The sequence below is a fragment of the Bradyrhizobium sp. CCBAU 51753 genome (assembly GCF_015291565.1).
GTDB lineage: Bacteria > Pseudomonadota > Alphaproteobacteria > Rhizobiales > Xanthobacteraceae > Bradyrhizobium > Bradyrhizobium ivorense.
Genome location: NZ_CP030037.1, coordinates 2,137,005 through 2,160,804 on the forward strand (window position 1 = coordinate 2,137,005; position 23,800 = coordinate 2,160,804).

A 23,800-nucleotide genomic window follows, 5' to 3' on the forward strand; every position below is an offset into this window, starting at 1 on the left:
GGAAGTATGACGATGTTCGCCCAAGCAATCGATACCCTCCTTACCGAAGAGTGCTCGCCGGCCCTGGTGCGTGCTGTTGATAACGGCGGGTCCCCGCAGATCCTAGCCATTACCCTCGCCGAAGCCGGCTTTTATGAGCTGATGGCATCCGAAGAGTCCGGCGGAGGCGCGGCAAGCTGGAACGAGTTGTTCGAAGTGGTCCTGCTTTGCGGCGCGCATGCCATTCCTTTGCCACTGGCCCAGACAATTGCCGCGCGCACTATTACGAGCACGCCGGATCAACTCCCGGCAGGGCTCCTTACGTTTGCTCCCTCGCTCGCGCGCGGGCTCGACGGCTCCGTACGCGCGATGCACGTCCCTTTTGCGCGGACGGCTTCGCATGTGATTGCCGCAGACGAAAGCCGCCTGCTGGTGCTCTCGCTGGGGGACGCCGATCGCCTGCCCGGCGGCCTCCATGGCAGTCTTACGGAATCTCTCGTCTGGCATGCCGGCGCCGGCAAACAACTCGCGGCCGTGGCGAGCGACGAGCGGTTCCAGGCGCTTGGAGCCCTGTTGCACGCAGGATTGCTCGCGGGCGCCATGAAGCGTGTATTCGACCTAACGATGACGTATGCCAACCAGCGCGTGCAATTCGGCAAATCCATAGGGAAGTTCCAGGCAATCCAGCACCAGTTGAGCGTGATGGCCGAACACGTTGCGGCAGCTCGCATCACAGCGGAAGCCGCCTTCGCGGCCGCCGAACCGCTGCCTCCCATTACCGCGTGTGCGGTGGCGAAGGCACGCACCAGTGAAGCGGCGCAGCTGGTGGCTTCAACCGCCCATGCTTTGCACGGAGCGATAGGCGTAACGGAGGAATACGACCTACAGCTATTCACGCGGCGCCTGCACGAATGGCGCATCGCGCATGGCTCCGAGGCACATTGGAATCGATTGCTCGGGAGGCTCTTTCTGGGCAGCAAACAGTTGACTTCGGTCGAGTTCGTCCGTTCATTATTCCAAGCCGTGCAGGCCTGAGTACGCAACCGTGTGAGCCTGCGCTGCACGGCGGCCCCTCGCGCTATTTCGATCTTCTCTAGGTGATGGGGACGACGACTGCCGAGGTCGACGCATCCATTGGCTGCTCACACGGCTGGTGAGGTCGTCGATGCCGAGCTCGAATGATGATCGCGCGTAAAGATCCGCGACTCAGATGCCCTCGCAGATAAAATGAGCGCTGCCCTAGCGCTCAACACGCCCGGATAACTAAAGGAGAACCCATGAACGGCGACAGCATTATCCTGGAGCAGCGCGAGCGCATCGCAGTGCTCACGCTCAATCGCGCGGACAAGATGAATGCGCTAGCCCCCGAAATGCGGGGCCGCTTCTGTTCTGCGTTGCAGCAAGTGCAGGACAATAGCGAGATACGTGCGCTGGTCATCACCGGAGCCGGCCGCGGTTTCTGCTCGGGAGCCGATATGGCCAGCCGCGCTATTGTCGGTGGTCCGCCGGAAGAAACAGACCGCCGCGCCGTGCTGAAACTGGTCGGCGAGGTGACGCTCGCTTTCGAGAATGTGAACAAGCCGATTATCGCTGCGATAAACGGCATCGCCGCGGGCATTGGACTGTCGATCGCACTCGCATGCGATATTCGCATCGCGGCGGCGAATGCCCGCTTTTCGGCGATTTGGGTCAAACGAGGGTTGATCGCTGACGGTGGCGCTACCCTCTTGCTGCCGCTCGCAGTCGGCATGGAGAAGGCCTTGGAGCTCGCGTTTACCGGCGACATCATCGACGCACAGGAGGCGCAGCGGATCGGTCTCGTATCGCGCGTGGTCGCGCCCGACGAATTGATGCCCCAGGCTGTCGAGTTGGCCGCGAAGATCGCGGACGGTCCGCCGATTTCGATCGAGCTATTAAAGAAACTGATGTGGGAACGGACGCGTAACAGCATACGCGAGCAGTTGATCTTCGAGAGTTACGCGCAGAACCTCTGCCGCACTACGCAGGATCAGAAGGAAGCAGTCGCCGCCTTCGTGGAGAAGCGGGAGCCACACTTCCGAGGCACCTAGTCTACCCCGTGCCGGTCCGGTTCCCAGTATCGAGCTCAGTTAGAAACTCTCCTGATCCGTGCCCGCTCATGCGCGTATTTCCGAGGAAGAAGGAGCTCACGCCTAGTCAAATCAGAATGATGTATTTTGCCGAAAACGATATACAGTTCACGAGTAGCCGCAGCCAACTGCCTCTCGGAACAACCGTCGATTTGGTGCTCAGTGCACATTCTGGCACTGTCCAGAAAAGCGACGTGTCCTGTCAGCATGTCCTGCAGTCTTCCATGGCTTCGCTGGTCGCGGCGACTACGCCACTCCGCCGAGGTTCCGGAATAGGTCGACATAGAGATATATGCCCATGGATATCCTTTCCTTGCTCCGCACCTTCTGTGATGCAGTCGAGCGGCGCGACGGCAACGCTTTTGCAGCGCTTTTCGCAGAAGACGGTGTTTATCACGACGTGTTTTACGGGACCTTCGGCGGACGCCCAAAAATTGCAGAGATCATCAATGACTGCTTTTACCGCACTGCGACCGATTTCCGCTGGGACATGCACGACCCGGTCAGCGACGGCGAGACGCTGTATGCGCGCTACACATTCAGTTATCGTTCAACTCTTCCGGAGGCAAAGGCCGCACGTGCAATGTTCGAGGGCGTCGCCATCATGAGCTTGCACTCTGGCGAGATCACCTGTTACCACGAAGTCGCCAATACCGCACCGGCGTTTGTCGACTTGAGCTTTACCCCCGAGCGCATTGCCAGAATCGCTTCCAAGCAGGGCGCCGAGTTAAAGGCGCGCCCTGAAATACGGCGGCATTTGGCTGGATGATAGCATTGCAGCTTCGGCACAGGCGTCCAGGGCGCAGCGACGGTGGCGACCCGATCGCGCCCCGCTTCCTTCCTCGTAGACCCAATCCTCGCCGAGCGGACTGGCGTCCGTCACATGATGATTGGCCCAGTGCTCCGCTTGCGGCACACGCAACCCTTGGATAGCCACACCTTGAGGAATGGCAAGGAGCGCCGAGCTCTCTTGTTCGGCCGCCATCGTTGCGACACTCGAGAAAGAGATATCGATCGGTCCCGCGCCGCCACGCAACTCCCTGGTGATTATTGGACTGCGTCTCAGCACATCGTCTACATCTCGGCCAGGCGAGCGGCGTAGGTGATCGAGCCCCCTTACTGGGTGCGGCGTAAGCGTTGTTCCGGTCCCACCTTCTCGCGGCACATGGGATAGGCGAGTTTCACGATCTCTTTGAAGGGATCGGCTCGTGTCTATGCTTGACCATACGCTTAAGTCGGACGTGACGGCGCGCCGGCTGGAAGTGATCACGGAGACGGGACGCCGTCGTTGGTTCTCCAAGGACGACAAGGCCCGGATCGTCGAGAAGACGCTGGTACCAGGTGCGGTCGTTTCCGAGATTGCCCGGCGACACGGGCTGACCCCACAACAAGTGTTCACCTGGCGCCGGCAAGCACGCCGGTTGCCGACGCCGATGGCTGACGATCCGCCGTTTGTACCGGCGGTGGTAGACGCCATGTTACCGGCCGTGGCTGTTGGCCATGAGCGCAAGACGGCGCGACGCAAGGCCAAGTCGGATGTCCGGGCTCGCCGTTGCGATGTCGGGGGCATCGAGATCGAAGCCGAAGGCGTCACTATCCGGGTCGGCCGAGGCGCGGACGTGGCGATGATTGCGGCCATCGTCCATGCGCTGAAGGCAAGCCGGTGATCGGCCCGTCCGGAACTGTCCGGGTGATGGTGGCAACCAAGCCGGTCGACTTCCGCAAGGGAATGGAGGGGCTTGCTATGTTGGTACGCGAGCACATGAAGGCCGATCCGTTCTCGGGTGCTGTTTATGTGTTCCGTGCCAAGCGGGCGGACCGGATCAAGCTGATCTTCTGGGATGGTACGGGTTTGTGCCTGTTCGCCAACTACGTGCATTCATACTACAGCTCCTTCAGCTTCAGTTGAGGGTTTTGGCACCATTGCCGTCGTGAGGGCGGCGGCTCGATCGACAAGACGATTCCATCGACTGCATTGCTTGCGGGGCAGGTTCGCTGTGGGAATCTCGTAGAGGCAATAGTGTGCATTGTAGGCGTGTCTGGTAACGAGTCCATGTTCAGCCCACCTGGCGATGGTCGTTTCGTGGATGTTGAGGCGCGCCGCGGCTTCCCGTTTTGTCAGCATTCCGCGATCTCGCAGTCGGTCATAGCGCGAGCGCAAGCCATAGCGATGGACGAGATACGCGACCCGCAAGGCCGTGAAGCAGGTCTCGTGGCGGCCGGGGCGCGCTGATCCACCCGGGCGATATCCTTGCTGGTTGAGAAGTTCGGCAATCTCGGAATAGATGTGTTTATCGAGGAGCTTGTCGACCAACTCGACGATACCGGGTTGCGTCTTGACCTGCTGCGCGGAAGATTTTGGGCTCATGGTGGTGAGCGTTTGGATTTTGCCACCCTTGAAGCGAACGTGAATTTTGGTGGTTCGTTCCGCCGGCATCTTGATGAGGGTGACATCCTCGATGATGTGGGCGAGCAGCCGTTTGCGTTCACGGTCCGGCGTGTCTGGATCTGCCCAAAGCTTACTGAAGTCGGCCGTCATCGCGGTCAGCCGCTCGCGGACAGCTTCATCGAGGACGAGCTGATCCCGCTCTCGTGCGCGCTCTCGATCTTCCCGGGCTTTGGCCAGCACGCGGAGCTTGTCGTTCCATTCACCTTCGAGCGTATCGGCGACGAGACGATTATTGGGGTCGACCAACATGAAGCGGCGCTGAGCGAGATCCGCTTCGATTTGGGCGCGTTCGATCGCGCGACAGCGCAGCTGGTCTGCTTCCTCATACCTGGCTTCGATCTCCCTGCGGATGTCGAGCGTCAACTCGACGGCGGCCGGCGTCATCTGTTCGGCAATCAGCATGCCGATGGCTTTATCGATCTGAGGCCCGGCGATTGACTGGCAGTTTGGCTCGCCACGATAGCCGTGAGCGCGATCACAGACGTACCAGGCATCCAGCCGTCCGCGCCGGGCAGCGTAGCGGATGCGGAAATGTTTACCGCATCGCCCGCACACCACCCGTCCTTGCAGCAGTGCCGTACCTTCCCGAGGAGGCGATGCGCGCGCCACTTCATATCCTCGACCGTTGGTCTTAAGAATTTTGAGATTCTCCTGGAACTGCTCCCAGGTGATGTAGCCGGGATGGGCATCCGGGATACAAGCCAGCCAGTCATCGTGGTCACGCCGCTGCAGAGTCTTCTTACCGTCGATGGTTCGTCGATAGCGCCGGCGTCCATAGGCGTAGGCGCCGGCATACCTTGGATTGTTCAAGACGCGTATCGCCGTTGATGCGGTCAGTGTCCGAAAAACTGTGGTCTCGCTGTTGCGCAGACGCGAGGGAAACAGAAGGCCTTCCTTGCGAAAGGCCTTGACGGTCTGGCATGCGGAGCCCACGCGAGAGAACGTGTCAAAGAAATGGACGATTGTCTCCCTGATCTGCGAGTCGGGATCGAACGTCACGTTGCCGGACTGGTCATAGATCAGCCCAGTTGGCAAGACGCAGCGGTACTCGCCGCGCCTGACCTTGTTGAGGATTCCGCCGCGTAGCCTTGCTTTGATCACATGCAACTCGGCCTCACTCATTGTGCCCTTGAGCCCGAGCAGGAGGCGGTCATTGAAGCTTGACGGATCGTAGACGCCATCCTCATCGAGGATCAGGGTGTCGGCCAGTGCGCAGATCTCCAGCAAACGCTGCCAGTCAGCATTGTTCCGCGCCAGGCGAGAGACCTCCAGGCCCATCACGATGCCAGCGTGCCCCATGCCGACGTCGCTGACTAGGCGCTGAAAGCCTTCGCGCCAGGCAGCCGATGCACCGGACTCGCCCTGATCGCTGTCGATGACGATAATTTGCTCGTCGCGCCAGCCAAGGGCAGTTGCGCGTCCGCGAAGCGCATATTGCCGCTTCGCGCTCTCGACGTTCTCAACGACTTGTCGCATCGAGGACTGGCGAATGTAGAGGTAGGCACCCCGTTCGAGGTGGTGAGGCTGGACTTTGAGGGACTCCTTCATAGCGTTCTCCGCTCGGGTGTGCTCATCGCCATTGTCGCGAGCACGTAAACGACAGCTGTGCGCTCGTTACGCGGCGCTGGTGGAGTACGCGATGCAACTGACTGTTGAACGGGGCCTGCGGCGGCCAGCGTCTGCGCCCATCCCCACATGCCCCGGCGCAGAAAAAGCATGAGGCCACTGCGGGCCGTAGGCGGCAGCGCTTCGCCGAGAGCTGCCATACGCAGCACCTCATACTGGGCCGCAATGGCGGGCGAGAGGATTGAACACGCCGGTGTCGTGGCGTGTTCATCCGGCAGTTTTTTTTAATGCTCGCTCGATCGTCCTGGGATGAACCACGATGCCGAGCTCGGCGCGGATCAAGCTCGCCAGCTCCCGAGCGCGAACTGGCTCGCCCGGGACCAGCCGCGCCTGCAGGAAGGCGAGGACCTCGCCCTGGACCTTGTGGGGGCCGCGGGGACCCGGCTTCTTTGGGACCAGTCCCGCAATCCCTGCAGCATCGAAGTTCGCCTTCGCTTGGTAGTAGGTCGGCCTGGAGACGCCATACTCGTCGGAAGCCTCCGTCACCGAAGCGTTGTCGATCGAGACACGACGCAGCATCTCGTACTTGACCTGCACGGCGTCGTGCGGATCGAAGAACTCGCTTCCCTGAAACTTTGGATCGCGCACCTTCTCGGGCGTCGGATTGAGCGTGCCCTCCTCGAGGAGGGTGTCGGTCTTTGAGCGCTTGCTGTCGTGCTTCGCCGGCACCGTCGGCTCCGAGCGCGCGAATCATTAACGTAATTGTATTTATGCCGCACAATGTGCAAGCGTCAAGTCCACGACAGCAGTCGATAGCATACAATTGGCCGATATTTTGCGGAACTACGCGGACAAGAGAGGACTGTTGCGGCATTAATCACCTTACATTTGCGGCATAATCATCTTTACGGTTTGCGCGATCGCGAGGCTGCCCTGTCGGAAAGGCGCTTCACCAGGCTGGCCAGATCCATCAGGTCGACAGCACGCAAAAGTGCCCGTCCATGACCCATGATGATCTCTGGATCCGGGCTCACGAGATCGGTCCATTGCGGAGGAACTGACCATACGGTGGCGCCGTCGCCCTGCAGTAACAGGCGTTCGCCATACCGGTTGTATCGTTTGCCGACGCAGGGAAGCTGCCGCCCGAACAATGGGTGGAATGGATGCGTCACTCGCACAAACTGCCGCGCTGCATCCGAAGAGTCTGCATTCTCAGTTGAGGTACAAGCGGCTCGAGGAAAGCGTCTTCCGCTGGCCGAAGATCGAGGATGGCGTGATGCGTTTGTCGGCGGCGGAATTGTCGGCGCTGCTCGAAGGGCTTGATTGGCGGCGTGTCCACGACGGTCGTCCCGACGCAAGCCGGATAATTGTGGGCCGCGCTGCGGCGAAGTGAATCAGGGGCATCGAGCACGTCGTCAGGCGGGCGCGAATATGCTCTGATTTGCCTGTGAGCGATCACCTTCCTGATGATCCCGAGACGCTGAAAGCGATGCTGCTTGCCGAGCGGCACGAGAGCGAGCGGCTGCGCCAGATCATCAAGGAGCTGCAGCGTCATCGCTTTGGCCGGAAGGCAGAGTCGCTTCCCGAGGAGCAGATGCTGCTCGGTCTCGAGGACGTCCAACAGGTTGCGGCCTGTACGGAAGCCAGCCAAGACGAGACAGCTCCGGAAGGCCGGGCGGAGCGCGCACGCAAGCGCCGCAACAATCGCGGAGCACTACCGGCGCATCTGCCGCGGCTCGAGGTCGTAGTCGACCTCGACGCCAAGACCTGTCCCTGCTGCAAGGGCGACCTGCACCAGATCGGCGAAGACAAGAGCGAGCGGCTGGACATGGTGCCGGCGCAGTTCCGCGTTGTCGTCACCCGACGTCCCAAATACGCCTGTCGCGCATGCGAAGATGGCGTCCTGCAGGCCGAGGCTCCGGCCCGGCTGATCGAGGGCGGACTGCCGACCGAAGCCACCGTGGCCCAGGTTCTGGTGTCCAAATATGCCGATCACCTGCCGCTCTATCGGCAAGCCCAGATCTATGCCCGCCAGGGCATCGCTCTCGATCGATCGACACTGGCGGACTGGGTCGGGCATGCGGCCTTCCATCTGCGCCCGCTGCATGAGCGCCTTCTCACGGTGCTTCGCGCGAGGTCCAAGCTGTTCGCCGACGAGACGACGGTGCCGGTGCTCGATCCCGGTCGCGGGCGCACCAAGACCGGCCAGCTCTGGGCCTATGCTGCCGACGACAGGCCCTGGGGCGGCCTCGATCCGCCCGGCATCGCCTATGTCTATGCACCCGACCGCAAGGCCGAGCGGCTGTTCGGCCATCTTGCCGGCTTCAAGGGCGTCCTGCAGGTCGATGGCTACACCGCCTATCCAAAGCTTGCCGACCGCGGCGAGGTCGAGCTCGCCTTCTGCTGGGTGCACATGCGGCGCAACTTCTACGAACTCGCGGCAGCGGGCCCCGCGCCGATCGCGAGCGAGGCGCTGAAGTACATTGCCGCATTCTACGCGATCGAGAAGGAGATCCGCGGCCGCAGCCCGGAGGAGCGCCGTCTCGCGCGGCAGCAAAAAAGCCGGCCGCTGGCCGATGCCTTCGAGGCTTGGCTACGCGCCAAGCTGGCTGCCATCAGCCAAAAGATCAAGCTCGCCGCCGCCATCCGCTACGCTCTCTCGCGCTGGCAGGGGCTGACGCGCTTCATCGATGATGGCCGCATCGAACTCGACAACAACACGGTCGAACGATCAATCCGTGGCATCAAGCTCAGTCGCAAGAACGCGCTGTTTGCCGGATCCGACGGTGGTGCTGAACACTGGGCTGTCGTCGCGTCCCTGGTCGAGACTTGCAGGCTCAACGACGTCGATCCGCTCGCCTATCTCACCGACGTCCTGACCAGGATCGTCAACGGGCATCCAAACCGCGACATCGACCAGCTACTGCCCTGCGCCTACCGCGCTCAAGCCCTCAAAGCCGTGGCCTGAGAACGACGCTTACGGTGCGGCCACAATCGGCGATTTCATCGCGCGCACGACTACCAGGGCGTCCGGCTGCGGTAACCGCGGCATCGTAAAGGATTAAATGGCTCGCGGCCGTGTATGGGTGTGCACTAAGCGGCTGGCCGTTGCTTTCGATAAACTCGGATGGGGACCAAAGCCGCGCAGCTGCTCTGCAGTAGGAGCGCGAGCGGAAATACTCTGCATTGCTCTTTCAAGAATTGGTTACGCTTGATCTAATCGACCTTGTCGTCAAGTGCGCGCGGTCGAGCAGTCAACGCGCATAAGACTATCGATCCAGTCACCAATGTTCCGCGAACTTGATTTCGCGCAGCATCAACTCGCGTATGCCCTTCAGGCGCTGGCCTGTCTGCTTTGATCTCAATTTGGGGCGGCCTTTGCAGAGACTGTACCAACACGCATCTTGGCACGGCGAGGCTGCGTGCCCGTCGAGTTGCGCGTCGTCCCGGCGAAGGCCCACAACAGCGCGGGCGGCGCTCGAGGTCTCGGCGCTCGCGCACTCGAGGCACGGCGTGATCTGATTCACGACGGGCTCGATCTACTGCCGTTGACACTCCAGCTGACGCTTGGCGCGAGACGGCTGGCTCCGAAAGCTATTGGCGACCGAGCTGGGTAAGGGCCAGTGTTTTTGCATCACCGGCTGGCGCTCGACCTGATGCGCGCCGCCACCGAATTGACTTCTCCGCCTCCGAAAATCAGCACACCGCCACCGCCTCATGAATAACTAAGTTTGATCGGTAGCTGATCTGCGGAGGGATGTGATAGCCTTCCCGAGTTCCGCACTGAAAGATCGAACGACCACGCCCGCACGGATGGAGAGAACGCTTCTCACCCTAGCCGTTCACACCTAAGCCACCTTAGGGTTTTTTCATCCGTTGATTCGCCGATGATCCACTCGCGCGCGACCGTCGGCCAGATATCAGCAAGCCACCGACATCGGCGACTGAGTCCACGACTACCGAAATCAGGCGTCTGTCATCCTCGGCACGCCACACGAGAGACAGTTCAAAGAACTCCTCGACCTCAGGAAGCGGACGAAATACAACACCATCGACGCTCAACCGGCTGATCGCCGCAGGCATCAGCGCCACTCCGATGCCTGCACCCACCAGACCCAGCATCCCATAAACGTCATCGACAAATTCGGCCACTGATGGGACAAATCCTGCGGCCAGGCAGGCACGCTGCACGACGCTATAGGCCGCATGCCCCTCGTTAGGCGGATATAGCACGAACATCTCGTGCTGCATTTGCTGGAGCCGAATTCGCTTGCGCCTGCATATCGGATGGTCGGAAGGCAAAGCGAGCACCACGCGGTCTCGCAGGATTGGCCGATGCAGCAGCGTGTCGGCTACCAACGGTGTCCGCACGACCGCGAGATCGATAGCACGTTGCGCGAGAGCCTCAAGAGCGCCATTGGTGCTGTACTGCCGAGTTTCGGTCTGAACCTCTGGCAGAGACTTACGCACTTGACGCAGCAGCTTGGGCAGGAACGTCACCGCTCCGGAGCTGACGAAGCCGATTCTGATATGGCCGGAATGCCCGCGTTCAGTCTGCTGACCTGAGTAAATCGCCCGCTGCAGTTCGTCCATAGCCGTGCGCGCGCCGGCGAGTAACACCCGTCCTGCTTCCGTCAGCGCCACGTTTCGGCTGGTGCGTTCAAACAGACGGAACCCCACTTCCTCTTCCAACTTGCGAATCTGCAAGCTCAGGGGAGGCTGCGCCATGTGCAGCCGTTCCGCCGCCCTGGCGAAATGCAGCTCCTGTGCGACTGCCAGGAAATAGCGCAATCGGCGTAGTTCCAAGTTGATCATTGAACCAGCTGCCCCTTCATGTCGGTGGGACGACGATCAATACATACGTCGTATGGATCGAGGCGCAAAACGGTATTTAACAACACGTCCGGCGGCTGCTGGATTGATGGTCATCGAACCGGCTCATCCCTTGGCGGGGCCGCTCGAGCTCGTCAGCGCCAACGCGGCTGGCACGTGCTCTAATGGCCGCCCTGCAACCGAAGTAATGAATTATGGCTACTACGTTCTTCTCCCCACCGTTGACACCTTTGGTCGTACTGCGAAACGCCGATATTCTGGCGCCTTCGCGGATCGGCCTGCGCGACATCGTGATAAGTGGCGAAAGCATCATCGCTCTTCTACCTGCTGGATCGAAGCTATCCGGTCTAGAAATGGAAGAGATTGACGCGGCTGGCCAGCTCGTCTGCCCTGGTTTTGTGGACAACCACGTACACACCCTTGGTGGTGGCGGCGGACTTGGCTTCTCCAGTCGCGCGCCAGAAATTCAGGCGTCGCAGCTGGCTCGCGCTGGCATTACAACCGTCATCGGAATGCTCGGATTTGACGCAACCAGCAAGAGCATGGCGGCCCTTGTCTCGAAGACGAAGGGGCTCAGAGAGGATGGTCTATCTGCTTACTGTCTCACGGGGACTACCCTTGAGCATCCAGTCCCGACTTTGACGGGGCAGATCCGTACGGACATCGCTTTCGTCGATGAAATCATTGGAGTCGGCGAACTCTCCATCTCGGAGCTGGGTTACGGCTACGACAGTTTCGGAAAGGGAGCTCAGTATGTGGCCGAGGCTGCGGTGGCGGGCCTGTTGGCAGGAAGACTCTCGCGAAAGGCAGGTTACTGCTGCCTGCAGGTTCCGCCGTATCTCAGTCAAGTTCTCAAACCCATGTTCGAGGTGGTCGACCGCACCGGGATCCCAATTACGCAATTCATTCCATCACATGTGAACCAGACTGATGGCTACATGGAGGACGCCATCGCCTGGGGGCTTAAGGGCGGATGGGTGGATATTGGCGCCAACTACTCGCCCGAGAACAACTATAGCCGGGCCACTTTGCCGCACAGGGCTTACACGCGCCTGCGCGAGGCTGGCGTGCCGGCCGACCGCATTCTGATCAGTTCCGACGGAAACGGTGCGCCCCCCAAGGAGGAGAGGGGCGAAAACAAACCCAAGGTAGCCAATTACATGCCCATGCGCGCCTTGCACGCGGCTTGGCGCCGAATCGTATGCGAGGAAGAGGTCGACGTGAGTGCCGCGCTCGCCGCGGTGACCAGCAACGTGGCCCGCGCTACGGGCCTTGCGCATAAAGGCGAGCTCGCTCCAGGAAAGGACGCCGACCTGCTGGTTCTCAATCAGGACCTCGAACTCGTGCACGTCATCGCGAGAGGCCGACCGTTTGTCGCCAACGGCCAACCCGTCCGCCGAGGCATGTTCGACGGCACCTTAATAAGCGAACTCAGCTAATGAAGCACGGGGCCTGCCATTTCGTGACGCCTCCGCACCGTCTGGAGCATTGCGCTTGTGGCGTGGGCTTGATCCACCCCGGTGACAGATTTGATGCTTTCGATGGTACAAGAACCCGCCTACTTCGACGAGTGAGCGGCTGCTGAACCACGCAGCGTACATACATGCGGCATGTAATTTGATGCAACAACCCAAAGGGTGAATATTATGACGAAAAAGCCTGGTTGTCCGCGCCTTGGCGTCGTGAACCTGGACGGCATTGGCTACCCAAATACCATAGACTTGCCTGACCCGTTCGGCGCTTCTCCGCCTAGTCCAGACGAGCCAACAGGATACCTCTTTCATCCTCACTTCTGGCCATTTCCGATCGCTCAGGCCATCGCACCCGGCACCGGTGGTCAGATACTGCATGATGGAAAGCCCGAAGCCATCAAGGCCATCGCGGATGCCGTAAACCGCTTGGCTCCGCACTGCGACCTCATCGTCGGCAATTGCGGCTATATGTACCGCGCGCGATCGGCCGTCCGGTCAGAAACGCCTACTTTGCTGAGCGCCCTGGAACTCCTCCCGTATGCGCTCGAAGCGTCTACCCGACCGGCCGGCATTCTTACGTTCGATAAGGAACTCACTGAAAAGATGCTTGCCGATCATCCGGATCTATCCAGGCTACGGATCGTTGGTGTCAGCGACCTGCCGAACTGGTCTGCTTTGTGGCACCGAGACTGGTATGTGAAAAATCCACGGGTTAGTACCGACGAGCTCCGCAGAGAGCTTATTGAGTTGTGTTTACGCGAGCGTGAGGTTGGCGCTTTCACTGATATCGGTTCGCTTGTTTTGGAATGCACCGCTATGCCTCAGTTCAGAGCTGACATTGTCGCCGCGATACGCGTGCCAACCTGGGACATCGCTGCCGTGGCCAAAAGCTTGCTAGGTGCCTAACCAATGAGGCAGCGCCCGCGAGCAAGGTTCCAACTTTCGTTGATAACGATCTGAAGCTCGATAGAATAAGGCATGATCTCGGTCGAAAGGAGATCCAATCACCACTCCAGCTTTCTGCAGGTGCATCACACGCTCCACGCTCGTGTTTGCAAACGAGGAAACTGTTGAACAGGCAAATGGTGACGGACTCGTCCTTGTTCTGATTGCCCGATGCATCAGCTGCGCCCCATCGGCGCACTTTGGCCCAGGCTGCCGCAGATGGCGCGGACCCTGCCGACCGACAAGTATGAGCGGGGCTTGGGTAACGCCTTCCCAAACGAGTGGTTGACCCGCCGCGGGTTGGCTCCTCACATCGCAGGCAATCTGTGCCGGCCAAAAAGGCCAAAAACGATTCGGCGCAACTGTGTTGCTAATATTGGACCAGTGCTGATGCGCCATTAAACGTCAGACCCTATAGGTCCAGGAGGTACTTAATTGACCCAAATTCTGATCACGGGCGCCAACCGCGGCATCGGTCTTGCTCTGACTAGCCAATATGCGGGCGAGGGGGCCGACGTAATCGCCTGCTGTCGCAACCCAGCGATAGCCAGGTCGCTAAAGGAGCTCGCGTCAGCTTCGGCCGGTCGCGTGCAGATCATGGAGCTCGATGTGGCGGACGAGGCATCGATTGCCTCTTTAAAGAAGTGCTTAGGTGATCGGCCAATCGATATTTTCATCAACAATGCAGGGATCGTCGGCCCCGAAGAGCAGTCGGCCGACCGCATCGACGCTGTGGGTTGGATGGCCACCCTGCGGGTGAACGCTCTTGCCCCGATCCTTCTAGCTCTGGCGCTACGTGAAAATTTGAAGCGCGGACGCGATAAGAAACTGGTGGCGATAAGCAGCGGTTTGGGATCGACCGGCAGAGAGCCTCGCTCCCTTTTGAATCCCATCAGATACGCCTACTGCGCATCGAAGGCAGCACTTAACAACGGTATGCACGCGCTCTCGCGTGACTGGGCGGCCGATGGTGTGCTCGTGGCGATATTAGCTCCAGGCTACGTGCGAACCGATATGGGCGGCTCAGAGGCTGCAGCGCACCCCAACTCCATATCGCCTGAAGAAAGCGCAGCTGGTCTGATCCGCCGGATCGCAGAACTCACACCGACAACCAGCGGCATTTTCCAAGACTACAGGGGCGAGACGATCGCTTGGTGACATGCCAATTGTGAGACTTAGGAATAATACGCGAACGATAGTTCCTTGGTCTTGCGGCTGTGAGGTCTTGCGCATCACAAGAATTGACGGCGCAAACGGAAGCGCGCGGCCCGATATTCGCACACGACATGATGAAACTACTTGAAGGGAAACTGGCCCTTGTTACTGGTCGATCGTAAGCGTAGCGCTGAGGCCCTTCAGATTGTTTGTGCGCAATCCTGGGAGCGCCGTTAGAAGAGTCATCTTCGACAAGGGTGCTCATAGTGGACGACCATTCGGACGACATAAGACGACCGTTGTCGCCGCGTATCGAAGTGCCTGCTGGCGCAGGCCGAAGGCAGTGGCCTGATGATTTGAAGGCACGGATTGTCGCGGAAAGCCTCGAGCCAGGCGCGGTTATAACAGATATCGCGCGCCGCCATGGCTGCCGGCCCCAGCAGGTGCATGACTGGCGGCGCCGGGCGCGCTTAGGTCAATTGGTGCTGCCGGCGCCGGCAGATACACTATCGTTCGTGCCGGTGGTGTCGGAATCGTCGCTACCGGCGGCTGCGGAGCCCTCCGTGTCGCCGGAAGCAGCCGTTGTTACGGTCGAGTTCCAGGGTGCACGAGTGGAAGTGCGCGGGACGCCCGGCCTTGCGGTACTAAATGATGTGTTCATGGCACTCCGACGGACCCGTTTATGCTGACAGTACCCGCGAGCCTCACGATTCACGTTGCAGCCTAACCTGTAGACTTCAGGAAGGGTGCGGGTGATTTGGCGCTCTTGGCGAAGGAGACGCTGGGCCATGACCCGATGAAGGGGGTGGCGTTGTCTTCCGTGCAAAGCGCGCCGATCGGGTGAAGATTGTCGTCTGGATGGCAGCGGCCTTGTGATGTACTGGAAGCGGCTCGATGGCAGCGGCTTCAAATGGCCTCCGATGGTGGCCGGCGTAATGCGGATGAATGCCGCGCAACTGTCGGCGCTTCTGGCCGGCATGGATTGGACGCGCATGCACGCCGCCTCGAATCACGCAGCCGAAAGCGCTTGCACAAGGATACAAAATCTTCGCTGCATCGGGGTGCGGATTCCGAGATGATGGTGCGCAGCGTACCGACTTGATGGCGCGCGGGGTTCCGAAATGATCGCGCGCAGCATTCCGAGCATTGTCCGCGCAGCATTCCGATTTCATCGCGCGCAGTTTCGGATGGTGTGAGGCCCGATCGTTGGGTCATTTCTCCGGCTGGAAACAGCTTGGAGAATTGGATGCCAACGAGGAGGGTTATCATGCGCCAGGTGCGCGAGATCGTGAGGTTGAGCCTTGAGGCTGGGCTCTCGACGCGTGTGGTTGGCGAGCGTGTCGGCGTCGGGTCGACGACGGTACGTGACACGCTGAAGCGGTTTGCCCGCGCGGGCCTGGCATGGCCAGTCGCGGAAGCGATAAGCGACGCCGAGCTGGAGCAACTGCTGTACGGGGTGCCTGGCGTGAAGCCTGGCCGGCGCAAGGTGGCCGAGCCTGACTGGTCCGTTATTGCCCGCGAGCTCAAGCGCAAGCATGTGACTTTGCAGGTACTGTGGGACGAGTACATTGCAGAGCATCCGGACGGGTACCGGTACAGCCGTTTCTGTGACCTGTTCCGCAACTGGGAAGGCCGGCTGCCGCTGGTGATGCGCCAGCACCACGGCGGGGGCGAGAAATTGTTTGTCGACTATGCCGGCGACACGGTGCCGGTGGTCGACCGAAAGACTGGCGAGGTGCGTGACGCGCACATCTTCGTCGCGGTCATGGGCGCGTCCAGCTTGTCGTTTGCGCTGGCGACGTGGACCGAGCAGCTCGGCGACTGGATCGCGGGACATAACGCGGCCTACAGCTTTTTTGGCGGCGCCACGCAACTCCTGGTGCCCGACAACGCCAAGGTCGCGGTGATCAAGGCGTGCCTCTATGACCCTATGGTCAACCGCAGCTATAGCGATATGGCGCAGCATTACGGCACGGCGATTTTGCCGGCACGGCCGCGTCGCCCGAGAGATAAGGCAAAGGTCGAGGCCTGCGTCGGAATCATCGAGCGCTGGCTGCTGGGGCGGCTGCGCAACCGGACCTTTTACAGCCTGGCCGAACTCAACGGTGCGATCGCCGAGTGGCTGGCCAAGCTCAATGACGGACGGGTGTTGCGCCAGTATGGCCGTACACGGCGCCAGCTGTTCGAGGAAATTGATGCACCGAATCTTAAACCGCTCCCCGGCGAGCCGTGGGTCCATGCCGAATGGCGCCGATGCCGGGTCGGGCTCGACTATCACGTCGAGATCGAACGACACTACTACTCGGTGCCCTATCGCTTCGCCCGTCGCGAGGTAGAAGCGCGGATCTGTGCACGAACGGTTGAAATCTTCCTGGGGGGCGAGCGCATCGCCGCGCACATGCGCGGCAGCGGCAACGGGCGGCACACGACGATCAGCGCCCACATGCCTTCCAGCCACCGGCGCTATGGCGAGTGGACGCCGGCAAAGATCCGCAGCGAGGCAAGCCGGATCGGCCCGATGCTGCGCCTGCTGGTCGATCGGATCATCGAGGATCGGCCGCATCCCGAACAGGGCTATCGTTCGTGCCTGGGCATCCTCCGGCTTGAGAAGCGCTTTGGCGCCGAACGCCTCGAGGCTGCCGCGCTGCGCGCGCTTGAGATCGAGGCTCGCAACTACCCAAGCGTCAAATCGATTCTCGAGAAGGGGCTCGATCGCCTTGCAACGCCCGCGTCCCCCGAGCGCGAGCCGATCATACACACAAACATCAGAGGCTCGGACTATTACCACTAAAAGGGAAGAAAATGCTGACACACCCCACACTCCGCTTGCTTACCCAGCTCGGCCTTACCGGCATGGCCGATGCCTTCACGAGCCTCGCAGACAACGAGGAGGTCCATGATCTCGCTCACGCCGAATGGCTGGCGTTGCTGCTGGACCATGAAGCGACCTGGCGTAACAACCGGCGCCTGGCGCTTCGTCTTCGTAAAGCAAAGCTGCGTCATCATGCCGTGCCCGAGGATATCGACTACCGCGCCTCCCGTGGGCTCGACCGCCGCTTGTTCGACATGCTGCTCAAGGGAGACTGGATCAAAAACCATGAGAATTGCGCCATCGTCGGGCCAACCGGCGTCGGGAAAAGCTGGCTTGGTTGTGCGCTTGGTCACAAGGCCTGCCGGGACAACCACTCTGTCCTTTACACCCGGCTGCCGCGGTTGTTCGAAGAACTGGACCTTGCCCGGGGCGACGGGCGACTCACTTCGCGGATGAAGAGCATCGCCGCCGTCGAGCTCCTGATTTTGGACGATTGGGGCCTCCAGGCCATCGACGCCAATGCCCGTCATTATCTGCTCGAAATCCTTGAAGACCGCTACGGCCGTCGATCAACACTCGTCACCAGCCAGCTCCCAATTGCCAAATGGCATGAGCTCATAAACGACCCAACTTACGCTGATGCCATACTTGATCGCCTGCTTCACAACGCTCACAGGCTCGAACTGAATGGTGACTCCATGCGTCGCTCGCCCGTTCTTCCTCGGCCTTGATTACGGGATCAGCCGATGAAGACCGAGACTGCAGCCCGCGAATCTGACCGGCCGCTACGGCACTGTTGGGGGTGCGCGTCCGGTCAGCTTCGCTCCGTCGAGCGACACCATCAAACATCAGGCGTGATCTCTTCGGCAGCCGCTTGACCACGGGCTAACGATAGTGCCAATTGCCTTAACGATCGGGGGCCCTCACAAGCGCGCGATCAGATTGGAACGCTGCGCGGCATCAGATTGGAATAGCTGCGCGCGATCATTGGAATCCGCATCGGGGTGCGAAGCATGGCAGACTCGGGCCCATGGGTGATTTACCTGATGAGCTGCCGAGCGAGCCAGCCGAGTTGCGTGTCTTTGCCGCCGCTTTGCTGGATCGCTGCGCCGAGCTCGAGCGGTTGCTCAAGCTTGCAAAAGATGCGCAGTTCGGGCGATCCTCGGAAGGGCTGGACGCTGATCAGCTACAGCTTGTTTTGGAGGACATCGAAGAGGTCGTCGCGGCTCTCGAAGCAGCCGAGGATTCTCGCCAATCCCAGAACCTGCGAGAAGAGAACTGCCGAGCGCAGAGCCAACCGTGGTCAGCTGCCGGAGCATTTGCCGTGCATCGTCGAGACCCTGATCCTCGCTGCAACCTGTTGCCCGTGCTGCGCAATCGTGCTTTTTAAAATTGGGATTGATGAGAGCCAGAGGCTGGACGTTGTACGGGCGCAGTATCGCGTCATCGTCACCACCGGCCCAAGCTGGCCTGCCGCGCCTGTCATGGCGTCGTCCTCCAACATGCCGCGCTGAACGATTGATCAAGGGGGACTGCCCACCGAGCGGCTCGTCGCGCATGTGATCGACGCCAAGTATCATTGGCATTTGCCGCTTTAGGCGCAGATGCTGGCAACGCACGGTATCGTGCTCGACCGTTCCACGCTCGCCTTCTGGGTCGGCTATGCCGCCCAGGAATTGAAGCCCTTGTGGCATCGTCTGCACGCGCTTCTGCTCGAGTCCTCGAAGCTCTGTGCCGATGAGACCCCGGCGCCGGTACTGGATCCGGGGCGCGGCAGGACCAAAACCGGCTACTTCTGGGCGCTCTCGCGCGATGACAGGTCTTGGGCCGGACCTGACCCACCTGGCGTTGTTTACGCCTATGGACCGGGCCGTGGGGCCGTTCATGGCTTGAGGCTGCTCGAGGGCTATTGCGGCATCATCCATTGCGATGGCCATGAGGCTTACAAGACCATGACCCGAGAGACGCGTGCGGACGTCCTGTCAGGGACGCTGGCCTTCTGCTGGTCGCATCTGCGACAGTTTGTGAAGATCGAGCGCGAGGCCGCCCCGGTTGCCCGCGAGGCCCTCGAGCGCATTGCCCAGCTCTACGCGGTCGAGAAAGCACTACGTGGCCGATCTGATGCCGAGCGCGCTGACGCCCTTCCAGTACAGTTGGTTGAGCGGAAGCAACTCTCGGATGAAGACTTGGATAGTTTCGCGGTCTCAGCGTCACACTCCGGGATACTCGCCGGGGGGCTTGCGTCTGCACGACGTGGGCGCTGGGCCGCCACCTGATCAGGTGAAAATAGCATAGATCGGCCAATCTAGTTTCGCGTGATCGCATACGACAATGCGGTCGATTGATCTCAGTACGTAATGCGCCGCTCAAGAGTTAACTCGTAAAACAGGGCCGGCTGACCAACCTGGCGCGGATCCATCGATACAACTCTCGTCCCATCGGGCGAAGTCAATCAGTGATCTGCGGTGCATTTCAACCGGCGAGTTTTTCAACACAGTCGACGCAGTTCAGACGGTTGGTCGTGGTCCGCCGCACCGGACGAGGCTGGACGTTACGGACCTGCAACAGTTCAGGCGTCCTTGTCCCCTTTATCCTCTGCGCGCAGGGACGAACGGATGGGACGTGGCGAGGCCGCCATCAACAATAAGCGCGTGCCCGTTGACATAGCCCGCTTGTTCGGAAGCAAGGAATGCAATTGCCTGCGCAATCTCTTCGGGCTCGCCACCTCGGCGCAACGGGTTGAGCTGCCCAATCTTGTCTTCCCTGCCGCGCTCCCGGGCCGATGCGTAGATGGGCAGCGTCATGCTAGTCTCGATCAACCCCGGACAGACGGCGTTGACGCGTATGCCGGTCCCAGCGAGTTCCTGTGCGGCGATCTGCACCAAATTTATCACCCCCGCCTTGGAGGCTGAATAGGCTGGTCCTCCAGCGCCAGCACGCAGCCCGGCCACCGAGGCAGTACACACGATCGCCCCTTTCGTCCCGGCGTCCCGCATCGCCCTCGAACCGTACTTGACCGCAAGAAAGGCACCGATCAGGTTGACCCGAAGGACCTGCGCCCAATCTTCTTCATCCTGGTCGTCCAGCCCGGCAACGCCGCCGCTGATGCCGGCATTGGCGGCGATCACATCCAGGCCGCCATGGTACGACACAGCCTTTTCAATCATCCCGACCACGTCGCCTTTGCAACCCGCATCGCCCTGGAAGAGCGAAATCGATGAATGCAGCGCCGCGGTGTCCTTGACGGTGTCGTTAATATCCGCCGCCAGCACGCGAGCGCCTTCGGCCGCGAAGAGTAGGGCGGTCTTGCGACCGATACCCGAACCGGCACCGGTGACGACCACACTTTTGCCTTCGAACCTCATTCTTCAAGACCTAAAGATTATCCAGCCACCGTCGACGACTAGGCTCTGCCCCGTCACGTAGGATCCGGCCTTCGAGGCGAGGTAGACGGCGGCTCCGGCGATGTCCTCTGGTTCTCCAATCCTGCGCAGCGGTGTGATCCGGTTCTGTGCCGCCTCGGCCTCCGGGTCCTCCCAGAGGGCGCGGGCGAAGTCGGTGCGGATGGTACCGGGCGCGATAGCGTTCACCCGGATATTATCCGGACCAAGTTCGACCGCGAGGTTGCGCACCAGCTGGAAGTCGGCGGCCTTCGAAATGTTGTAGGCGCCGATTTTGTCCGAGCCCACCAGGCCGCCAACGGATGAAATCACGATGATCACCCCGTCCTTTCTCTCTTTCATGTCGGCTACGACCATCTGAATGAGCCAATGATTAGCGAGGATGTTGTTTTCCAACACCTTGCGGAATTGTCCATCGTCGATGCCGGACATTGGCCCGTAATAGGGGTTCGACGCGGCGTTGCAGACGAGGATGTCGATCTTACCCAGTCTTGCGCAAGTCTCGTCGACAAGTGTTCGAAGATCGTCCTTCGAAGAAATGTTGGCAGGGAGTGCGATAGCTGTGCCGGCGCCGTGAGTCTCGTTAATTTCCCGAGCCGCCTTGTCGCAGAGCTCACGCTTGCGGCTGGAGATGACAACGCGTGCGCCGGCGGCCGCCAGCGCTTCAGCAATGGCCCGACCAATCCCTCGGGATGAGCCGGTTACAACCGCTACCTTCTCGGAAAGATCAAACAAATCCACGTTCTCTCGTCCATTCCCCGAGTTCATGTCGCGCCGAGCTTCTGGGCCTCAGCCCAGGCGAGCTTGGCGAAAAGGGGTATCTTGGCGACCGCTTCCTCAGCCTTGTCGCTCGACGCATTGCCATCGAGCATGCGCCGTTTCACGCCTTGCAAAATCCCGCACGTACGGAACAGATTGTAAGCGAAATACCAGTGCAGGTCGGGGATGTCATCTCGACCCGATGCTTCGCTATAGATGTCGCGGGCCTCATCGAGCGTTGGGATGCCAGTTCCGGAAAGATCGATACCACCGAGGCCGGCGCCGCCATCGGCCGGCACGATCCAGTTCATCAGGAGCATCGAAAGATCGGCGAGCGGGTCACCCAATGTCGCAAGTTCCCAGTCGATCACCGCCAAGACGCGACCGGGATCGGTGTCGAAGACAAGATTGTCGAGCCTATAGTCGCCATGGATGATCGACGTACGTGTTTGCCTCGGAAGCGTCCGCGGCAGCCACTCAATCAGCTTTTCGATCACATCGAGGTCGTCGGTCTGCGACGCCCGGTATTGTTTCGTCCAACGGCCGATCTGGCGGGCGAAGTAGTTTCCCGGCTTGCCGAAGTCCGACAGCCCAGCTTTCCCGAAATCCACCTGGTGCAGCCGCGCCAGGGTTCTGATCATATTCCGATAGAGATTGCCGCGCTGTTGCGGCGACATTTCAGGTAAAGCGCCGTTCCAGTAAATCGAACCCGCAACAAACTCCATGACATAGAATTTCGCGCCTATCACGGAGCGGTCTTCGCAAAGCGCGATTGCCCGCGGCACCGGGAAGTCAAGAGCGTTAAGCGCAGAGATCACCCGATATTCGCGGTCGATCGCATGTGCTGAAGGAAGTAGTTCACCGAACGGTGTGCGTCGCAGTACGCAAGGGCCATCAGGCGTATCGAGCCGATAGGTGGGGTTGGATTGTCCGCCGGCATATTTCGTCAGCGTCAGGATCGTCCAGTTTCCTGGTGCCTTGGCGGAAAGCCAACGCACCAGCCCGGCCACATCGATTGTCGCGTCCATCTGTCAGCGACGGTCCGGCCGAGGAGCGGCGACGTCCTCGTATTTCCGGAGTTCCGCGCGGGCAATTGCGCGGTTGTGAACTTCATCCGGACCATCGAGGATGCGCATCGTACGCATCGTCGCCCAGTCAGAGGCGATTTGGAAATCGTTGGAAACGCCCGCGCCGCCAAATGCCTGCACCGCATCGTCCAGGAGCTTGCAGGCCATCATCGGGGCCTGGACCTTGATCATGGCGATTTCGTTCTGGGCCGCCTTGTTGCCAGCTTGGTCCATCATGTCGGCCGCCTTGAGGCAGAGAAGGCGGGTCATCTCAATGTCGATGCGCGCGCGCAATACGCTCCTCCCATACGGAATGATCCGCAATGCGCTTACCAAACGCGATCCGCGAGACGAGGCGCTTGGTCATGGCAGCCAGCCCCTCCTCAGCGATGCCTATGATACGCATGCAGTGGTGAATGCGGCCAGGTCCAAGACGCCCCTGTGCGATCTCGAACCCACGACCTTCGCCTAGCAGCATGTTCTCCGCCGGAACGCGGACATTGTTCAGAACAATTTCGCCGTGCCCGTGAGGCGCGTGGTCGTAACCGAAGACGGTGAGCATGCGCTTGATCTCTACGCCCGGAGCGTCCATCGGCACGAGGATCATGCTCTGCTGACTGTGTCGCGGCGCGGTAGGATCGGTCTTGCCCATCACGATGGCGACCTTGCAGCGCGGATCACCGGCTCCCGAAGACCACCACTTGCGCCCATTGATAATGTAGTCGCCGCCTTCGCGACGGATCAAGGTGTCGATATTGGTTGCGTCGGACGAAGCCACGGCGGGCTCTGTCATCAGAAAGGCCGAGCGGATCTCGCCGTTCATCAGCGGCGCCAACCATTTATCCTTCTGGGCACGCGCCCCGTAGCGTTGCAACACCTCCATATTGCCAGTGTCGGGAGCGGAGCAGTTGAAGGCCTCCGAAGCCCAGTGGAACCGTCCCATTTCCTCGGCGCAAAGCGCATATTCGAGATTGGTTAGCTGCTCGCCGACAAACTCGAAAGTATCGTCCACCTGCGCATGCCCGGCAAAAGGAGGCATAAAGAGATTCCACAAGCCTTCCTTGCGCGCCTCGATTTTGAGCTCCTCAATGAGCGGAATCGCCTTCCACCGCGGTTCGGCGGACTGCTCTGCATCGTACTCGTTGGCGCGGGGGCGGATGCGCGTCTCGACAAATTTGTGCACCAAGTCGCGGAATTTGGCCTGTCGGGCTGTGAGTTTGAATTCCATATCTTTCTCTCTACCTCCGCGTAAAA

General features: G+C 60.5%; 21 protein-coding genes and 2 pseudogenes. 15 read left to right on the forward strand and 8 right to left on the reverse strand.

What is annotated here, in order from left to right; all coding sequences use genetic code 11:
- Positions 1-6 precede the first annotated feature (6 nt).
- From XH93_RS09695 to tnpB (XH93_RS09715), 5 genes are all read left to right on the forward strand, one after another.
- Positions 7-1,014, forward strand: a complete 1,008-nt coding sequence (locus tag XH93_RS09695) for an acyl-CoA dehydrogenase family protein (protein ID WP_210340464.1) — start codon at positions 7-9, stop codon at positions 1,012-1,014.
- A gap of 242 nt (positions 1,015-1,256) precedes the next feature.
- Positions 1,257-2,048: an enoyl-CoA hydratase/isomerase family protein gene (locus tag XH93_RS09700; protein ID WP_194473323.1), complete on the forward strand. Its 792-nt coding sequence runs from the start codon at positions 1,257-1,259 to the stop codon at positions 2,046-2,048.
- A 337-nt stretch (positions 2,049-2,385) separates the two neighbouring features.
- Positions 2,386-2,856: a nuclear transport factor 2 family protein gene (locus XH93_RS09705; protein ID WP_194473324.1), complete on the forward strand. Its 471-nt coding sequence runs from the start codon at positions 2,386-2,388 to the stop codon at positions 2,854-2,856.
- A gap of 445 nt (positions 2,857-3,301) precedes the next feature.
- A complete protein-coding gene (locus XH93_RS09710; RefSeq protein WP_194473325.1) occupies positions 3,302-3,754 on the forward strand; it encodes a transposase in 453 nt (150 codons plus the stop codon).
- On the forward strand, positions 3,751-3,996 hold the full coding sequence (gene tnpB / locus XH93_RS09715; RefSeq protein WP_194473326.1) for an IS66 family insertion sequence element accessory protein TnpB: 246 nt from the start codon (positions 3,751-3,753) through the stop codon (positions 3,994-3,996). Before XH93_RS09710 ends, tnpB (XH93_RS09715) begins: the two co-directional genes overlap by 4 nt.
- Here tnpB (XH93_RS09715) and XH93_RS09720 read toward each other — a convergent pair.
- The 3 genes from XH93_RS09720 to XH93_RS42970 all read right to left on the reverse strand — a co-directional run bounded on the left by XH93_RS09720 (position 3,967) and on the right by XH93_RS42970 (position 7,280).
- Positions 3,967-6,084 (reverse strand): recombinase family protein, encoded by a 2,118-nt coding sequence (locus XH93_RS09720; protein ID WP_194473303.1) that lies wholly within the window; start codon positions 6,082-6,084, stop codon positions 3,967-3,969. The genes tnpB (XH93_RS09715) and XH93_RS09720 overlap by 30 nt on opposite strands.
- 285 nt (positions 6,085-6,369) lie before the next feature.
- The gene (locus XH93_RS09725; RefSeq protein ID WP_194473302.1) at positions 6,370-6,831 is read right to left on the reverse strand and encodes a helix-turn-helix domain-containing protein; all 462 of its coding nucleotides are present in this window, start codon (positions 6,829-6,831) and stop codon (positions 6,370-6,372) included.
- Between the two features lie 176 nt (positions 6,832-7,007).
- On the reverse strand, positions 7,008-7,280 hold the full coding sequence (locus XH93_RS42970; RefSeq protein WP_371814958.1) for a DUF5372 family protein: 273 nt from the start codon (positions 7,278-7,280) through the stop codon (positions 7,008-7,010).
- On the opposite strand from XH93_RS42970, the gene tnpB (XH93_RS09735) reads away from it, so the two are divergent.
- Together tnpB (XH93_RS09735) and XH93_RS09740 are read left to right on the forward strand one after the other, a co-directional pair.
- A complete protein-coding gene (gene tnpB, locus XH93_RS09735) occupies positions 7,262-7,495 on the forward strand; it encodes an IS66 family insertion sequence element accessory protein TnpB (protein ID WP_194473327.1) in 234 nt (77 codons plus the stop codon). The genes XH93_RS42970 and tnpB (XH93_RS09735) overlap by 19 nt on opposite strands.
- A 96-nt stretch (positions 7,496-7,591) precedes the next feature.
- Complete coding sequence (locus tag XH93_RS09740) at positions 7,592-9,070, forward strand: IS66 family transposase (protein WP_194475069.1); 1,479 nt, start codon at positions 7,592-7,594, stop codon at positions 9,068-9,070.
- A gap of 890 nt (positions 9,071-9,960) precedes the next feature.
- On the opposite strand, the gene XH93_RS09745 is transcribed toward XH93_RS09740, so the two are convergent.
- A complete protein-coding gene (locus XH93_RS09745; protein ID WP_194473328.1) occupies positions 9,961-10,917 on the reverse strand; it encodes a LysR substrate-binding domain-containing protein in 957 nt (318 codons plus the stop codon).
- Between the two features lie 212 nt (positions 10,918-11,129).
- Between XH93_RS09745 and XH93_RS09750 the strand changes: the two genes are divergently transcribed.
- The 8 genes and pseudogenes from XH93_RS09750 to XH93_RS09785 all read left to right on the forward strand — a co-directional run.
- Entirely contained in the window at positions 11,130-12,374 is a 1,245-nt protein-coding gene (locus tag XH93_RS09750; RefSeq protein ID WP_194473329.1) for an amidohydrolase family protein, read from the forward strand.
- A 207-nt stretch (positions 12,375-12,581) separates the two neighbouring features.
- On the forward strand, positions 12,582-13,313 hold the full coding sequence (locus tag XH93_RS09755; protein WP_194473330.1) for a hypothetical protein: 732 nt from the start codon (positions 12,582-12,584) through the stop codon (positions 13,311-13,313).
- 474 nt (positions 13,314-13,787) lie between these two features.
- Positions 13,788-14,510 carry an SDR family oxidoreductase gene (locus tag XH93_RS09760; protein ID WP_194473331.1) on the forward strand — a complete coding sequence of 241 codons (723 nt, stop codon included), beginning with the start codon at positions 13,788-13,790 and terminating at the stop codon, positions 14,508-14,510.
- 314 nt (positions 14,511-14,824) lie between these two features.
- Positions 14,825-15,196 carry a transposase gene (locus tag XH93_RS09765; RefSeq protein WP_371815106.1) on the forward strand — a complete coding sequence of 124 codons (372 nt, stop codon included), beginning with the start codon at positions 14,825-14,827 and terminating at the stop codon, positions 15,194-15,196.
- 165 nt (positions 15,197-15,361) lie between these two features.
- Positions 15,362-15,586, forward strand: coding sequence for an IS66 family insertion sequence element accessory protein TnpB (gene tnpB, locus XH93_RS42975; protein ID WP_371815107.1), 225 nt, complete (start codon positions 15,362-15,364; stop codon positions 15,584-15,586).
- 188 nt (positions 15,587-15,774) lie between these two features.
- A complete protein-coding gene (gene istA, locus XH93_RS09775) occupies positions 15,775-17,298 on the forward strand; it encodes an IS21 family transposase (RefSeq protein WP_194473296.1) in 1,524 nt (507 codons plus the stop codon).
- 11 nt (positions 17,299-17,309) lie between these two features.
- Positions 17,310-18,050 (forward strand): IS21-like element helper ATPase IstB, encoded by a 741-nt coding sequence (gene istB / locus XH93_RS09780; RefSeq protein WP_194473297.1) that lies wholly within the window; start codon positions 17,310-17,312, stop codon positions 18,048-18,050.
- 299 nt (positions 18,051-18,349) lie between these two features.
- Positions 18,350-19,451: pseudogene (locus XH93_RS09785) on the forward strand (IS66 family transposase); the annotation flags it as partial.
- Positions 19,452-19,907: 456 nt separating this feature from the next.
- Here XH93_RS09785 and XH93_RS09790 read toward each other — a convergent pair.
- The 4 genes and pseudogenes from XH93_RS09790 to XH93_RS09805 all read right to left on the reverse strand — a co-directional run bounded on the left by XH93_RS09790 (position 19,908) and on the right by XH93_RS09805 (position 23,774).
- Entirely contained in the window at positions 19,908-20,684 is a 777-nt protein-coding gene (locus XH93_RS09790; RefSeq protein WP_194473333.1) for an SDR family NAD(P)-dependent oxidoreductase, read from the reverse strand.
- A gap of 3 nt (positions 20,685-20,687) precedes the next feature.
- Entirely contained in the window at positions 20,688-21,461 is a 774-nt protein-coding gene (locus XH93_RS09795) for an SDR family oxidoreductase (protein ID WP_194473334.1), read from the reverse strand.
- A gap of 23 nt (positions 21,462-21,484) precedes the next feature.
- Positions 21,485-22,507 carry a phosphotransferase family protein gene (locus tag XH93_RS09800; RefSeq protein ID WP_194473335.1) on the reverse strand — a complete coding sequence of 341 codons (1,023 nt, stop codon included), beginning with the start codon at positions 22,505-22,507 and terminating at the stop codon, positions 21,485-21,487.
- A 3-nt stretch (positions 22,508-22,510) separates the two neighbouring features.
- Positions 22,511-23,774: pseudogene (locus tag XH93_RS09805) on the reverse strand (acyl-CoA dehydrogenase family protein).
- Positions 23,775-23,800: the final 26 nt, after the last annotated feature.